Annotated in this window: 16 protein-coding genes; 8 read left to right on the forward strand and 8 right to left on the reverse strand. The window is 67.8% G+C overall.

The window, feature by feature from the left end; genetic code table 11:
* Position 1: 1 nt before the first annotated feature.
* Together HDA45_RS34535 and HDA45_RS34540 are read left to right on the forward strand one after the other, a co-directional pair.
* Positions 2 to 604 (forward strand): TetR/AcrR family transcriptional regulator, encoded by a 603-nt coding sequence (locus tag HDA45_RS34535; RefSeq protein WP_184902527.1) that lies wholly within the window; start codon positions 2 to 4, stop codon positions 602 to 604.
* Positions 597 to 1,748, forward strand: coding sequence for an acetyl-CoA C-acetyltransferase (locus HDA45_RS34540; protein WP_184902529.1), 1,152 nt, complete (start codon positions 597 to 599; stop codon positions 1,746 to 1,748). The genes HDA45_RS34535 and HDA45_RS34540 overlap by 8 nt, the downstream gene beginning before the upstream one ends.
* On the opposite strand, the gene HDA45_RS34545 is transcribed toward HDA45_RS34540, so the two are convergent.
* On the reverse strand, positions 1,732 to 2,877 hold the full coding sequence (locus tag HDA45_RS34545) for an MFS transporter (RefSeq protein ID WP_184902530.1): 1,146 nt from the start codon (positions 2,875 to 2,877) through the stop codon (positions 1,732 to 1,734). The two genes, HDA45_RS34540 and HDA45_RS34545, sit on opposite strands and share 17 nt — an antisense overlap.
* Positions 2,878 to 2,947: 70 nt before the next feature.
* On the opposite strand from HDA45_RS34545, the gene HDA45_RS34550 reads away from it, so the two are divergent.
* A complete protein-coding gene (locus HDA45_RS34550; protein WP_184902533.1) occupies positions 2,948 to 3,400 on the forward strand; it encodes a winged helix-turn-helix transcriptional regulator in 453 nt (150 codons plus the stop codon).
* 320 nt (positions 3,401 to 3,720) lie between these two features.
* On the opposite strand, the gene HDA45_RS34555 is transcribed toward HDA45_RS34550, so the two are convergent.
* Genes HDA45_RS34555 through HDA45_RS34575 form a run of 5 tightly spaced genes read right to left on the reverse strand, consistent with a single transcriptional unit; the run spans position 3,721 to position 7,253 of the window.
* The gene (locus HDA45_RS34555) at positions 3,721 to 5,079 is read right to left on the reverse strand and encodes an NAD(P)/FAD-dependent oxidoreductase (RefSeq protein WP_184902534.1); all 1,359 of its coding nucleotides are present in this window, start codon (positions 5,077 to 5,079) and stop codon (positions 3,721 to 3,723) included.
* Positions 5,072 to 5,308: a ferredoxin gene (locus tag HDA45_RS34560; protein WP_005164337.1), complete on the reverse strand. Its 237-nt coding sequence runs from the start codon at positions 5,306 to 5,308 to the stop codon at positions 5,072 to 5,074. The genes HDA45_RS34555 and HDA45_RS34560 overlap by 8 nt, the downstream gene beginning before the upstream one ends.
* 32 nt (positions 5,309 to 5,340) lie before the next feature.
* Entirely contained in the window at positions 5,341 to 5,946 is a 606-nt protein-coding gene (locus HDA45_RS34565) for a ferric reductase-like transmembrane domain-containing protein (protein ID WP_184902537.1), read from the reverse strand.
* Complete coding sequence (locus HDA45_RS34570) at positions 5,939 to 6,709, reverse strand: DUF4142 domain-containing protein (RefSeq protein WP_184902539.1); 771 nt, start codon at positions 6,707 to 6,709, stop codon at positions 5,939 to 5,941. Before HDA45_RS34570 ends, HDA45_RS34565 begins: the two co-directional genes overlap by 8 nt.
* A complete protein-coding gene (locus HDA45_RS34575; RefSeq protein ID WP_184902541.1) occupies positions 6,693 to 7,253 on the reverse strand; it encodes a hypothetical protein in 561 nt (186 codons plus the stop codon). The genes HDA45_RS34570 and HDA45_RS34575 overlap by 17 nt, the downstream gene beginning before the upstream one ends.
* Positions 7,254 to 7,511: 258 nt before the next feature.
* On the opposite strand from HDA45_RS34575, the gene HDA45_RS34580 reads away from it, so the two are divergent.
* The 4 genes from HDA45_RS34580 (at position 7,512) to HDA45_RS34595 (ending at position 11,211) form a co-directional block, all read left to right on the forward strand.
* Positions 7,512 to 8,063, forward strand: a complete 552-nt coding sequence (locus HDA45_RS34580) for a sigma-70 family RNA polymerase sigma factor (RefSeq protein ID WP_034317190.1) — start codon at positions 7,512 to 7,514, stop codon at positions 8,061 to 8,063.
* Positions 8,060 to 8,806, forward strand: a complete 747-nt coding sequence (locus HDA45_RS34585; RefSeq protein WP_184902543.1) for a zf-HC2 domain-containing protein — start codon at positions 8,060 to 8,062, stop codon at positions 8,804 to 8,806. Before HDA45_RS34580 ends, HDA45_RS34585 begins: the two co-directional genes overlap by 4 nt.
* A 206-nt stretch (positions 8,807 to 9,012) precedes the next feature.
* Positions 9,013 to 10,248, forward strand: coding sequence for a DUF1996 domain-containing protein (locus tag HDA45_RS34590; RefSeq protein ID WP_184902545.1), 1,236 nt, complete (start codon positions 9,013 to 9,015; stop codon positions 10,246 to 10,248).
* Between the two features lie 405 nt (positions 10,249 to 10,653).
* Positions 10,654 to 11,211: a sugar O-acetyltransferase gene (locus HDA45_RS34595; protein WP_184902548.1), complete on the forward strand. Its 558-nt coding sequence runs from the start codon at positions 10,654 to 10,656 to the stop codon at positions 11,209 to 11,211.
* Positions 11,212 to 11,215: 4 nt separating this feature from the next.
* Here the strand turns inward: HDA45_RS34595 and HDA45_RS34600 are convergent, their stop codons facing one another.
* Positions 11,216 to 11,683: an Lrp/AsnC family transcriptional regulator gene (locus tag HDA45_RS34600; RefSeq protein WP_184902550.1), complete on the reverse strand. Its 468-nt coding sequence runs from the start codon at positions 11,681 to 11,683 to the stop codon at positions 11,216 to 11,218.
* A 103-nt stretch (positions 11,684 to 11,786) separates the two neighbouring features.
* Here HDA45_RS34600 and HDA45_RS34605 point away from each other — a divergent pair, with 103 nt between their 5' ends.
* On the forward strand, positions 11,787 to 12,263 hold the full coding sequence (locus HDA45_RS34605) for a DUF2000 domain-containing protein (RefSeq protein WP_184902552.1): 477 nt from the start codon (positions 11,787 to 11,789) through the stop codon (positions 12,261 to 12,263).
* A gap of 3 nt (positions 12,264 to 12,266) precedes the next feature.
* Here the strand turns inward: HDA45_RS34605 and HDA45_RS34610 are convergent, their stop codons facing one another.
* Complete coding sequence (locus tag HDA45_RS34610) at positions 12,267 to 13,058, reverse strand: alpha/beta fold hydrolase (protein WP_184902554.1); 792 nt, start codon at positions 13,056 to 13,058, stop codon at positions 12,267 to 12,269.
* Positions 13,059 to 13,077: the final 19 nt, after the last annotated feature.

Consider the following 13,077-nt stretch of genomic DNA (forward strand, 5'->3'; position numbering starts at 1 on the left):
GATGAAAGCCAGCCCAGGGTCCCGCCGCGCCGAACTGCTCGCTCTGGCGGCGAAGCTGTTCGCCGAGCGCGGTTACGTCTCCACCACCGTGCGGGACATCGCGGACGCGGCGGGAATCCTTTCGGGCAGCCTCTACCACCATTTCGACTCGAAGGAGTCGATGGCCGACGAGATCCTCACCGGATTCCTCGACGAGCTTTTCGGCGCCTACGCCGAGATCGTCGCGGAAGGCAGAGGGCCGCGGGAAACGCTCGAGGCCGTCGTCGTGGCGTCGTTCGAATCCATTCACCGGCGGCCCGCCGAGGTGGCGATCTACCAATCCGAAGCGAAGCACCTGATGCAGTTGCCGCGGTTCGACTACCTCAACGACCGCAACACCGAATTCCGCAAACTGTGGAACGCGATCCTCACCGACGGCATCGCGGCGGGCGTGTTCCGTGAGGACCTCGACGTCGAACTCACCTACCGGTTCATCCGCGACACCGTCTGGGTGGCGGTGCGCTGGTACAACCCCGACGGATCGCTGAGCGCGGACGACGTCGCCCAGCAGTACCTCGGGATCCTTTTGGACGGAATCGCGACAAAGAGGAGGCGCCGTGGCTGAGGCCTACGTACTGGACGCCGTCCGGACACCGGTCGGCAAACGCGGGGGAGCGCTCAGCGGGGTCCATTCCGCCGACCTCGGCGCCCACGTCATCCAAGCCGTCGTCGAACGGGCGGGCGTCGATGCCGACCTGGTCGACGACGTCATCCTCGGCTGCTGCGACACCCTCGGGCCGCAGTCCGGGAACATCGCGCGGACGGCGTGGCTCGCGGCGGGCTTCGGGCACCACGTGCCGGGTGTGACGATCGACCGGCAGTGCGGTTCGAGCCAGCAGGCCGTGCATTTCGCCGCGCAGGCTGTGCTGTCCGGGACGATGGACCTCGTCCTCGCCGGCGGCGTGCAGAACATGAGTGCCATCCCGATCGGCGCGGCGATGCTGGCCGGACGCGAGTACGGCTTCGAAGACCCGTTCTCCGGCTCGAAGGGCTGGCAGGAGCGGTACGGCAGCGTCGAGGTTTCGCAGTTCCGCAGTGCCGACATGATCGCCGAGCACTGGGATCTGACGCGCGAAGCGATGGAGGAGTACGCCTTCCGGAGCCATCAGCGGGCGGTCGCGGCCATCGACGAAGGCCGGTTCGCCGCCGAAACCGCGCCGTTCGCCGGTGTCGGCCTGGACGAGGGGCCCAGGCGTGACACCAGCTTGGAACGGATGGCCGGGCTGAAGCCGCTGAGCGAGGGTTCGCGGATCACCGCCGCCGTGGCCAGCCAGATTTCGGACGGCGCCAGCGCGGCACTCATCGCGTCGGAGAAGTTCGTCGAGGAACACGGCCTCACCCCGCGCGCCAGGATCCATCACCTCGCGGTGCGGGCGGCCGATCCGGTGTGGATGCTGACCGGGCCGATTCCGGCGACCGCGCACGCGCTGCGGAAAACCGGGCTGGGCATCGACGACATCGACCTGTTCGAGGTCAACGAGGCGTTCGCGAGTGTCGTCCTGGCGTGGATCGAGGAGACGGGAGCCGATCCGGACCGCGTCAACGTCAACGGCGGCGGTATCGCGCTCGGTCACCCCATCGGCGCGACCGGGACGAAACTGTTCGCGACCCTGCTGCACGAACTCGAACGGCGTGGCGGGCGCTACGGGCTCCAGACGATGTGTGAAGGCGGCGGAACGGCGAACGTCACGATCATCGAGCGGCTTTGACGCTCCACACGGCGAGTGCCGAGGCGCTGAAGGCGGCGCCGAGCAGGCAGACACCGGTCCAGCCCGCGACGGCGTAGACGGCCGTGGAGCCGATGGCGCCCAGGCCGCTGCCGGCCGAGTAGAAGATCATGTACCCGCCGATCAGCCTGCTGCCCGCGTCCGGCAGGAGCGGGTAGATCAGCGTCTGGCTCGTGACGTGCACGGCCTGGACGGCGAGGTCGAGCAGGATCGCGCCCGCCACCAGCGCCCACAGTGACACGCGGGTGAAACCGAGCGGCACCCACGAAAACAGGAGCAGACCCAACGCCAGCCCGGTCGTCCACTGTGCCCGGCCGCGGTCCGCGAGCCGTCCGGCGGGTGCCGCCGCGAGCGCGCCCGCCGCCCCGGCCAGCCCGAACGCGCCGATGGCGGTGTGTGACAGGCCGTCCTCGCTGAGCGGCAAGGCGACGGAACTCCAGAGGGTGCCGAACGCGGCGAAGATCAGCAGCGCGAGCGTTCCACGCGTCCGGAAGACGGGCTCCCGCGCGAAAAGCGACACCGTGGAACGCAGCAGCTTCCCGTAGGTCATGTCCGTTCCGGCGGGGACCGAGGCGGGCAGCACGCGGTACAGCACGATCGCGATCAGCACGGTCACGGCGGCGGACGCGAAGTACACCGAGCGCCAGCCCGCGAGGTCGGCCAGTGTGCCGGAAACCGTGCGCGCCAGCAGGATCCCGAGGACGACGCCGGTCGTCACGAGACCGACCACACGTCCGCGTCCGACGGGGTCGGCCAGCGACGCGGCGAACGCGACGAGGAGTTGCGTGACCACCGCGAGCACGCCGATCGCCGCCATCCCGGCGAGCAGCGCCACGCCGTTCACGGCGGTCGCCGCGACCAGCTCGGCGATCGCCAGCAGTGTCAGCATCCCGGCGACGAGCCGCCGCCGGTCGAGCAGGTCGCCGAGCGGGACCAGGAGGAACAAGCCGAGTCCGTAGCCGAACTGCGTGAGCGTGACGATGCCGCCCACGGTCGACGCGGCGATCCCGAGCTCGGCGCCCATGGTGACGAGCAACGGCTGGGCGAAGTAGATCGTGGCGACGGCCGTCCCGGCGGCCACGGCGAACAACAGGACGACTGCGCGACGCACGAATCCCTCCCAATGGTTTCAACTTGCTACCACTGGCGACGGTAGAGCACTGCGGTTGTAAGATGCAACCATGGTGAAGAGGACGACGTTCGACGAAGCCCCGTGTCCGGTGGCACGCTCGGTCGACACGATCGGCGACTGGTGGTCACTCCTGATCGTGCGCGACGCCTTCGACGGCGTCCGGCGCTTCGGTGAGTTCCAGCGGAGCCTGGGCGTCGCGAAGAACATCCTCTCCGCCAGGCTGCGGGCGCTCGTCGGGCACGGGGTGCTCGACGTGGTCCCGGCTTCGGACGGGAGCACGTACAGCGAGTACGTCCTGACGGCCAAGGGCCGCGACCTGTTCCCGGTGATCGTCGCGCTGCGGCAATGGGGCGAGGCGCATTTCTTCACCGCGGGCGAACCGCGGTCGGAACTGGTGGACCGCGACGGCGGGCGTCCGCTGCGAGGGCTCGAGGTCCACGCCGCGGACGGACGTGTCGTCGGACCGGACGACACCGTGGTGGTGAAAGCCCCGACCTCGTGACCCGGCCGACTTCAGGTGTCGCGAAAGCCACTTTCGGGACGTCTGATGTCCTGAAAGTGGCTTTCGCGACACCTGACGCGGCCACTCACGAGGCCGACGCCGCGTAGATCGGGGCCCTTCCAGGTGAGTCAAGCCCGGAAGGGCCCCGACCGGATGCGGGGAGCCCGGAGGGCGGTACCGGCGGAGCCCGAATCACCGTCGGTACCGAATCCTCCCGGCGTCCCCAGGGGGTGGCGGTGGGAGCGGAGGCCCAGCAACCCACCGCCACCTGAGGGGACCGCGGCCGCCGCGCGCGGCCCCGGTCCGGTCGCGAACCCGGGTCACCCGGCGGGAACGCGAGCCCAGGGCATCTCCTCCTGTGCGGGTACGGCCGCGGTCGGGGTGTCGGACAGGAAGTCCCGCTCGAACGGGGCGAGGATGTCCTCCCCGATCGGCGCCGGCTCGCCTGAGGCACCCGAAGCGGCGGAAGCCGCGAACGACGGTTCCGCGGGAGCGGGCGTGGGGAACACCGGCTCGGGCACCGGCAGCCGCCGGTCGAGTTCGGCGGTCCAGTGGATCATCGCCTTCGGCCGGTCCCAGCCCGCCGCGCCGATGAGCCTGCCGTCGCGGACGAAACCGGTGACCCCGTCGGAAAGTTCGATCGTGTCCTTGCCCAGCGACGGCATCCCGACGGTCTGCAGCCGCGCGTCGTACAGCGAAGACCAGGCACGGGGGAGCGGCGTGTACGGCCGCGCGTTGCCCCGGCCCAGCATCAGGCTTTCCGCCGCCGCGCGCCCGGATTCGACGCCGTTCATCCAGTGCTCGACCCGGCGCGGGGTCTCGTCGATCCGCAGGTTCGGCCATTTCGCGACGTCGCCGGCGACCACGACGTCCTCCGCCCCGACGGCGAACAGGGTCGATTCGCACAGGACGCCGTCGTCGATGGTCAGCTCCGAGCCGCGCAGCCAGTCCACGGCGGGCACGCTGCCGATCGAGAGCACCACGCAGCTGGCCACGAGGAACTGGTTGTTGGTCAGGTGCAGCCCGACCGTTTCCTTGGTGCTGATCCAGTTCCGCACCTCGGTGTTCATCGCCAGCTTGGCGCGGTGGTGCTGGTGTTCCTTGGTGAGCGCCGACGCGATCCGCTCCCCGAAGCGGTGCAGAGGCGCTTTCGCGTGGCCGATGAGCGTGACGTCGCGGCCCATGTACCGCATCGACGCGGCGAACTCGTTCCCGATCAGGCCGCTGCCGATCACCACGACGGATTTGTTGCTGTTCCCCAAAGCCCGCCGGACGGCGAGTGAATCCTCCACGGTGCGCAGCACACGGACCCGGGGGTCGTGGCGCGGCGAGCCGGGCAGATGCCGGGGGTAGACGCCGGTGGCGACGATCAGTCCGTCGTACCAAAGGGATTCCCCGCCCGGCAGGTGCACCGTGCGTTCCTTGGTGTCGAGCCAGGTCGCGCGGGTGCCGAGCCGCCAGTGGACGTCCAGGTCGAGGTACGGCTCCAGGCTCGCGGCCACCGGTTTCACGCCGCCGGTGACGAGTTCCTTCGACACCATCGGCCGGTGGTACGGCTTGCGCGGCTCGTCGCCGACCAGCACGATCTCGCCGTCGAAACCGAGTTCCCGCAGGCGTTCCGCGGAGCGGAGCCCGGCGACGCCCGCACCGACGATGACGATCCGATCTCCGTCACTCATCGTCGTACGCTCCTTCTCCCTTGACTCTGATGGCTTGTTTCGGACAGAGCCTGGCGGCGGAAATGGCCTGGTCCAGACCGTCCCGGTCGACCATCCGGCGGATGCGGAGCTTGCCGTCCGGCCCGATCTTGAACGTCGCGGGCGCTTCCATCTCGCAGAAGCCGAAGATCTCGCACCGCTCGTTGTCGACGCTGACGCGAGTGCCGCGCCGTACGCTTCCGAAGATCATTTTTTCGTTCCTCCAAGTCGTTTCGCGGCTCGTCAGACCAGTTCCTCGACCAGGCCCAGCCGTTCGAGGTACCGGGTGGGCGTGAACCGCAGCGCGGTCAGCAGCACCGCGGGGACCAGCAGGGTGATCCCGCCGAACCACAGGAGGCCGAGATGCCCGTTGGCCATGGCGCCGAAGAACGCGTGCAGCGCCGTGATCGCGACCGCCGGATAGGCGAGCCGGTGGATCCACAGGAACCGCCGGTAGGAACTGAACCGGCTGATCCCGCCGGTCAGCGCGACGGCGATCATCACCTCGAGCCCGACGACGCCGAGTTCGTGCCGCGCCAGCGTGCCCGGCAGGAGCGGGATCGAGATCTGCGCGAGGGTGAAACCGTCGGGCAGGAACAGGAACGACATCGCGTGCACGACGCCGAACGACAGCGTCAGGATGCCGAGCACCATATGTGAGTTGCGCAGTGCCTTCCGCCCGGTCAGCGACTTGATCCAGCCGGTCGCGGTGAACACGCCCCAGCACAGGGTGAGGCACATGAAGCCGTACGAGATCCGGGCGGAGGTCTGCGCCATGCCCTTGATGCCGGGGTCGGTGTCGGTTTTCTGGGTCAGGACGATCACCACCTCGGACCACTGGTCATACATTGATCTCTCCTGGGGCACTGGGAACCAGTTCCGGTTCGGCGGCGGCCGCGCGTTTGCGGGTCCGGGTGTTCTTGCTGCGCAGGGTCCGGATGGCGAAGAACAGCCCGCCGCCGAGCACCACCGCGAGCAGCAGGCCGAGGGCGAAGTCGCCGAAACCGACGTCCATCGCCGAGTTGGCCGAATTCGACTGCGGCACGGGCGCTTCCGGCATCAGCGACTGATCGACGACGCCGGTGCTCTCCAGCAGGGTCATATGCCGCAGCACCGCCTGGTTGGCCGTGGTGGCGTAGTCGCGGACGACGTCGTTGCGGGTACCCGCCCTGACCTGGGCGATGATGGGGAACAGCACACCGTGGGCGTACCGGAGCCGGTTGGCGAAGATCCGGTCGAACTCGGTGTCGTCACGGGCGGCCTTCATCTCGCCGAGCCACGCGGACTGCTGATCCGACGGTTCGGTCGGCAGGGTGATGCCGAACCGGTCGGCGATGCCGTGCGTCGCGGTGTCGAGCCTGCCGTGGTCGATCATCAGCGTCCGGCCGACTTCGCGGGTCCGCTTGCTCTTCCCGCGTTCCTGCGCCCACATCCCGGCGGGCATTTCCCACAACCCGGCCAATTTGACGTTGACGATCAGGTTCTTGTCCGCCGGGGAGAGTTCTTGGGCGCGCGCGTCGTCGGCGGGGCCGAGCAGCGTCACCGCGGCCATCGTCAGCAGGACGACCAGGAGGCGGGAGAACGCGCCGGGGGTGTCAGATGCCGAGGTCATCGGCCTGCCAGGTGTCCGCGGTGAGCAGCACTTTCGTCCCGTCGGGCTTGACCGGGAACCACGCGTCGTCGACGCCCTGCCCGCCGGTGTTGCCGGGCATCGCGTCCTTCGCGTTGCGATAGAGCGGCCAGCCCGCGAGCGTGATCTGCTCGGTGCCGTCGTCCCTGGTCACGGCGCCGACCAGCGCGCGATCGATGCCGGTCACCACGAGGTCGCCGTCCGCCTTGGCGGGAATCCAGGTCCGCGAGCAGGTTTCGGCGCAATTCGACTTGGGCGGGTTGACCGTGTCCTTGTCGTAGCGGTAGAGCGTGAAGCCTCCTGTGTCGGTGACGATCGGTCCGAGGTCGAACAGGATCGCCGCGGTGACACCGGGCGCCACTTCGGCGGCGGGGTCGGGCATTCCGGGGATTTCCGCCGTACCGGCGGCGGGGGCCGCGCCCGGAGTGCCGTTCGGTCCCGCGGTACCGGTGGTGCAGGCCGTGGTCGACGCGACCACGGCCAAGATGAGGGTCAGAGGTATGACCGAGCGTGACACGGGGTTCACGGAAATCCTCCTGTCGGGGCCAGAGGAGTGCGCAGTCGCCGCGGGGTGACGGTGCGCAGGCAGGGTTGAGTACACTGTGGACAGTCAAGATCCACAGTGGATTCGGCGGTGCGGGGGACAGCGCCGGGTCGGGGTCTTCGGTAGGGGATACGGTCACGAGTCGAGAACGGTTCAAAAAACTTTCACATGCGGCGAGAACCGCGCCGGAACGGTTTTGGTACTGGACTTATCGCCCCTGATCCCACAAAGATGTGCCGCGTGGGACGCCACTCTCGGATACTGCAGCCAATAGTCGATCATGAACCCGCGTCGAACGGGCATGACGACCTCATCAGGGCGTTGTACCAGGAGTTCGGATCGAGTCTGATGGCGTTCGTGCTGAAGTTGACCGGCCACGATCGCCAGTGGGCCGAGGACGTGGTCCAGGAGACGCTCATCAAGGCGTGGCGCAACGCCGGCAAGCTCGACCGGCAGCCGGAAATGCTGCGTGCCTGGCTCTTCACCGTGGCCAGGCGCATCGTCATCGACGGCTGGCGGAGCCGGAGCGCCCGCCCTCAAGAGGTGGAGGAACTCGAGTCGGATTCGATCGGAGTGCCGGACGAATCGGAGAAAACGCTCGCGGCCATGATCGTTTACGAGGCCCTGCGCAATCTTTCCCCGGAGCAACGTGAAGCCGTCCAGCAGACCTACCTGCGTGACCGCACCGTGAACGAGGTCGCGGCGACGCTCGGGGTTCCGCCGGGTACGGTGAAATCGCGGATCCACCACGCTGTGCGCGCGCTGCGCAGGGCGTTGCAGGAGCGGGGGTGAGCGAGGTGTCCGGAGCGCCGCACACGGATATCGCCGCCTACGTCCTCGGCGTTCTCGGCGAGGAGGATCACGCCGGGTTCGAGGCGCATCTGCTGGAGTGCCCCGAGTGCCAGGTCGAGCTCGTGGAGATGTACCACCTGCCCGACATCCTGGACATGGTCAAGAAGAGCTGGCCGGATCCGCCCGTGAAGGGCCCCGGGCCGCGAGTGCTGCGGATGCTGCTCGCGGACGCCGCCAAGGCGGGCCGCCGTCGCAAGGTCATCCGGCTCGCGACGGCCGCCGCCGTACTCGTGCTCGTCGTCGGCGGACCGCTCGTCGTTCTTTCGCTCACCGACCGTGAACCGGTCATCACGCAGGCCGCGCCCACCGTCGTCACGTCGGTGGTGCCGTTGTCGCCGACCGGGAAGCCCGGCCCGGACGGCGGCGCCGCCCCGTTCGGCTGGTCCGAGGCGGGCAACGCGGTCGCCGCCGAGGTCACGGTCCAGGAGAAGGAATGGGGCAGCGCGGTCGAGCTCGAACTGCGCGGCCTCGTCGGCCCGATGACCTGCCAGCTGTTCGCCTACTCCCACGGCGGAGAGGCCTACGTCGTCAACAACTGGAGCGTGCCGTCCAAGGGCTACGGCGTCCCCGGTTCCCCGGACCCCCTCGTCATCACCGGTTCGACGGCGCTGCAGAAGGCCGACATCGAACGCTTCGAGGTCCACAAACAGGACGGCACCGTGCTGGCCATCGTGCGCCGGTAAGTTTATAACGGAAATATAACGGCGGGATCGCGTTTTGAACCGACCCCCGGCCGGAACCGTATCTCTCAGTAGCCGGATCTCCCTCGGCGGGCGAACAGCAGGTTCGCCGCGAATTCGGTAATCGGCGTATTCGACAAATGCGTGACTCATGACTGGGTGCGAGTGGTTTTCCCGCGTGCCCGGAAACGAATGAGGTGAGCAAGTCAATGGCACGAAATCAAGGGCGCCATCGTATCGCCCGCAGGACCAAGATCGCGACCGCGTTGCTGGGCCTGTCGATCGCGGTCGGCGGACTGGTGGTGTCCACCACGACCGGCGACTCCGACAAGGCCTCCGCGGACGAGGTGGACAAGTCGCAGTTCGTGGACATCACCAAGGTCCAGCCGAACGTCGACAAGCCGGAGCAGGGTGAGAACGCGTCCACGGGCTCGTTCACCGTCGACTGCGGCAAGAACGAGAACGGGCATTTCAATCCCGACAACTTCATCGCGCAGCCGGGTATCCGCAACGGTGCCCAGCATCTGCACGACTACGTCGGAAACCTTTCGACGAACGCGGATTCGAACAACAACAGCCTGCTGGGCGCCGGTACCACCTGTCGCAACGGTGACGAATCGGCGTACTTCTGGCCGGTCGTGCGGATCGACACCGAGGAGGAAGGCGAACAGCAGCAGGGCGACCAGAACCAGAACCAGGGCAAGCAGCAAGGTGACCGGCAGCAGGATCAGGGTGGCCGGGACCAGCAGCGCCAGGGCGGCCGCGATCAGAACGGCGACCGGCAGGGCCGTGACCGGAATCAGGACGACGAAAACCGGAACGGCAACCAGGGCAACCAGAACGACAACCAGAACGACGACCAGGATCAGGCCGAACTGGACGAGCCGAACGCGGACAACGAACTCGCCGGCAACGACGGCGAGATCCAGCGTCCCGCCGTCGTCGACATCACCTTCAAGGGCAACGCCCGGGAGAAGGTGAAGGAGATGCCGAAGTTCCTCCGTATCCTTTACGGTGACGCGAAGGTCACCGCGAACGGGCCCGCCAACGCGCGGGAAAGCTGGACCTGTACCGGCTTCGAGGATCGCGTCATCAAGCAGTACCCGATCTGTCCTCAGGGCAGTGACGTCAAGCGGGTGCACACGTTCCCGAGCTGTCTCGACGGCAACAACATCGACAGCGAGAACCATCGGGACCACATCAAGTACCCCAACGAGAACGGCGAGTGCGCGAACGGCCTGACCGCCGTCCCGGAGCTCACCATCTCGCTGACCTACAAGATCCCACGGCAGATCCAGGTCAACGGGCAGTACAAAGTGGACTCGTTCCCCGAGGAGGATCACAACCCCTTCTCCGACCACGACGATTTCGCGAACGTGATGCCGAATCAGATCATGGATCGCCTCGTCGAGTGCGTCAACGAGGGCCGTGAGTGCCGCGAATGAAGCGCGGATCACGAGTCCACAATGTACTTTCTGTTCGGTTGACTTTGTTGTGCCCCAACGGTTTTAAGTCCTAAAGTGACCTGGATCACCATGGCAATCAGGGCTGATCGGGTTTATCGTTTTCCTCAGGACAACTCCACCAGAGATTCCCGAATCGATCGGGTCACAGTCGTCCTCGGCGCACTCCGACGGCCGGGGCCGTTCAACGCCAAGCGAGAACCGGCGAACAGGAGGAAGATACTCCGGCCCGGCGGGTCCCCCCCCTACACCTCACCCACCCGCCGGGCCGGCCCTACTCGGAAACCGATCGACACAACTGAAGAAAGCTCCGCAGCATTCACCCGCCCTGCCGGTGGGCTTCCCGAGGGAAGCTCGCCGGCAGGGCTTTTTCGGTAGGTTGGCGGCATGGGTGAGCAGAAGGACCGCATGCTGCGCGGTGAGCTGTACCGGGACAACGACCCCGAACTGGTCGCGGATCGCAGGCGCGCGCAGGCGCTCGTGGACCGGTTCAACGGCACGGGCGCCGAGGAGACCGGTGAGCGGGACACGATTCTGCGTGAGCTGCTGGGAAAACTCGGTGAGAGTTCCTGGATCATGCCGCGGTTCCAGTGCGACTACGGCTATCTGATCGAGATCGGCGCCAACAGTTTCCTCAACTACGACGCCATCCTGCTCGACTGCGCCCCGATCAAGATCGGCTCGGACTGCTCGATCGGGCCGCGCTGCCAGCTGCTGACGGCGCTGCATCCGATGGAGGACCACGAGTCGCGGCGGCAGCGCTGGGAATCGGCCGCGCCGATCACCATCGGGAACAACGTCTGGTTCGGCGGCGGGGTCATCGTCTGCGCCGGGGTCACCGTCGGCGACGACACCGTGGTGGGCGCGGGCAGCGTCGTCACGCGCGACCTGCCGTCGAAGGTGTTCGCCGCGGGGAACCCGGCACGCGTCATCCGGGAGCTGTAGAGGCTCACTTGTCCACCGGGGTGATCCGGGTGCGCCGGCTGTGCTCGAACACCATGGAGGTGCGCACGTCGGCCACCTCGGGCCGCTCGGTCAGCTTGTCGATCACGAAGGCGTAGAGGCTGTCGTTGTCGGGCACCGCGACGTGCAGGATGAAGTCCTCGGTCCCGGTGGTCACGTAGAGCCCGACGATGTCGGGCAGCGCGTTGACGAAGTTCCGGAAGTTCTCGATGTTCTGCCGCGAGGGCGGGCGCACCCGCACCGCGATGAGCGCCTGCACCCCGCGGCCGATCGACGGCAGATCCACGTCCAGCAGCGCGCCGCGGATCACGCCGCGTTCCCGCAGGGCACGGGTGCGGTCGAGCGCTGTGGTCGGCGAAACGCCCACCGCGGCGGCCACCTCGCGGTTGGTCTTCCGTGCGTCCGACTGGAGTTGCGCCAGGATCGCCTTATCAAGTTCGTCCAAGCGCGCCATTTCAGCCCTCTCGCCGGATTAAGTACGAACACGGTGGACCTTACTCGTATGTCCTCTTAGCTTGGCGTTGTTCATCCGTTGATGTGAGCAGGAGACCAGCTGAATGTCCGAGTACGGTACGGCCATCGGGTTCGCCCCCGACGAGATCGACTTCGCCGCGTCCACCCGAGCCGCCAGGTTGAAGTGGGTCATCGTGGTCAACAGCGAGCTGCCGCCCGGCCGCGCGGTCAACGCGGCGGTCTGCACCGCCGTCGCCACCACGAAGGCCGTGACCGGTCTTCTGGGTGACGAAGCTGTCGACGCGGGCGGAGAGCACTACACCGGCTTGCCGTGGGTCGGCTGCTCGATCCTGACAGCCGACGCGGAAAAGCTGCGGGCCATCCGCGCCAAGGCCGCGGCCTCGCCGGGGTGCCACGTCTCCGACATGCCCGCGATCGCCCAGCAGATCCGCGTCTACACCGACTTCCTCGCGACGATGAAGGAGATCCCGACCGAGGAGATGGACTTCTGCGCGATCGGCATCGTCGGGCCGCGCAACCGGATCGACAAGCTGGTCGGCAAACTGCCCCTGATGGCGTGACCCTCAGCCCTCGAGGAGATCCCGCAGCGCTTCGGTGAACTGGGCCGGATTCCGTTGGGGCGCCAGATGCGCGCCGGGCATCTCCGTGAACGGCAGCCCCAGCTCCAGCGCGAGGATTTTCGCGGGATGGTAGTGGTAATGCCCCCGGCTGCCGACGCCCGCCACCGGGAAGATCTCGGTCCTCGCCCGCCGCAGCGCTCGCAAGTCGGGAAGGTAGTCGAGGATCTCGGCCAGTTCGCGGCCGAACAGCCGCTTCCAGTCCTCTTCGTTCGGCAGCCGGATCGCGCGCAGTTCGGGCAGCGCGGCGCCCGCGATCCCGTCGGTGAAGCGCTTGAACGCGCCCATCAGATCGCCCGCCTGCGCGAGCCGGACCTGGGCGTTGGCTTCGTCGAGCCAGCCGAGCGCGTCCGGGAGCAGCTGGATGGCGGGGGGCTCGTGGGCGACCAGCGTGGTCGCCGCGTCCGGGTGCCGGGCGACGAGGTCGAGGCCGATCAGGGCGCCCGCGCTGGTCCCGAACACGCTCGCGGGTCCGCCGCCGACGTGCTGAAGGACGGCGTACGCGTCTTCGGCCTGCTTCGGCACGCTGACCGGGCCGGTGCTGGTGTCGGTGCTGCGGAAGTGGCCGCGCCGGTCGTAGGTGACGACGGTGTAGTCGTCGGCGAGCAGCTTCGTCATCGCCCGGAAGGTGTCCGCCGAACCCAGCCCACCGGCGATCAGGAGCAGCAGCGGCCCTTCGCCGGTGCTGCGGACGTACAGCTCACCGTCCTCGACCGGACAACGACTCTCCGAGATCATGGCCGAAGTCAAGCACAGC

It is taken from the genome of Amycolatopsis umgeniensis, from assembly GCF_014205155.1.
GTDB classification, from domain to species: Bacteria; Actinomycetota; Actinomycetes; order Mycobacteriales; family Pseudonocardiaceae; genus Amycolatopsis; species Amycolatopsis umgeniensis.

What these genes read in the sequence shown, in the direction of transcription:
- HDA45_RS34565 (WP_184902537.1), bottom strand. Translation starts at nt 5,946, where the DNA reads ATGTATGACCAGTGGTCCGAGGTGGTGATCGTCCTGACCCAGAAAACC.
- HDA45_RS34535 (WP_184902527.1), top strand. Translation starts at nt 2, where the DNA reads ATGAAAGCCAGCCCAGGGTCCCGCCGCGCCGAACTGCTCGCTCTGGCG.
- HDA45_RS34570 (WP_184902539.1), bottom strand. Translation starts at nt 6,709, where the DNA reads ATGACCTCGGCATCTGACACCCCCGGCGCGTTCTCCCGCCTCCTGGTC.
- HDA45_RS34555 (WP_184902534.1), bottom strand. Translation starts at nt 5,079, where the DNA reads ATGAGTGACGGAGATCGGATCGTCATCGTCGGTGCGGGCGTCGCCGGG.
- HDA45_RS34550 (WP_184902533.1), top strand. Translation starts at nt 2,948, where the DNA reads ATGGTGAAGAGGACGACGTTCGACGAAGCCCCGTGTCCGGTGGCACGC.
- HDA45_RS34590 (WP_184902545.1), top strand. Translation starts at nt 9,013, where the DNA reads ATGGCACGAAATCAAGGGCGCCATCGTATCGCCCGCAGGACCAAGATC.
- HDA45_RS34560 (WP_005164337.1), bottom strand. Translation starts at nt 5,308, where the DNA reads ATGATCTTCGGAAGCGTACGGCGCGGCACTCGCGTCAGCGTCGACAAC.
- HDA45_RS34610 (WP_184902554.1), bottom strand. Translation starts at nt 13,058, where the DNA reads ATGATCTCGGAGAGTCGTTGTCCGGTCGAGGACGGTGAGCTGTACGTC.
- HDA45_RS34595 (WP_184902548.1), top strand. Translation starts at nt 10,654, where the DNA reads ATGGGTGAGCAGAAGGACCGCATGCTGCGCGGTGAGCTGTACCGGGAC.
- HDA45_RS34600 (WP_184902550.1), bottom strand. Translation starts at nt 11,683, where the DNA reads ATGGCGCGCTTGGACGAACTTGATAAGGCGATCCTGGCGCAACTCCAG.
- HDA45_RS34605 (WP_184902552.1), top strand. Translation starts at nt 11,787, where the DNA reads ATGTCCGAGTACGGTACGGCCATCGGGTTCGCCCCCGACGAGATCGAC.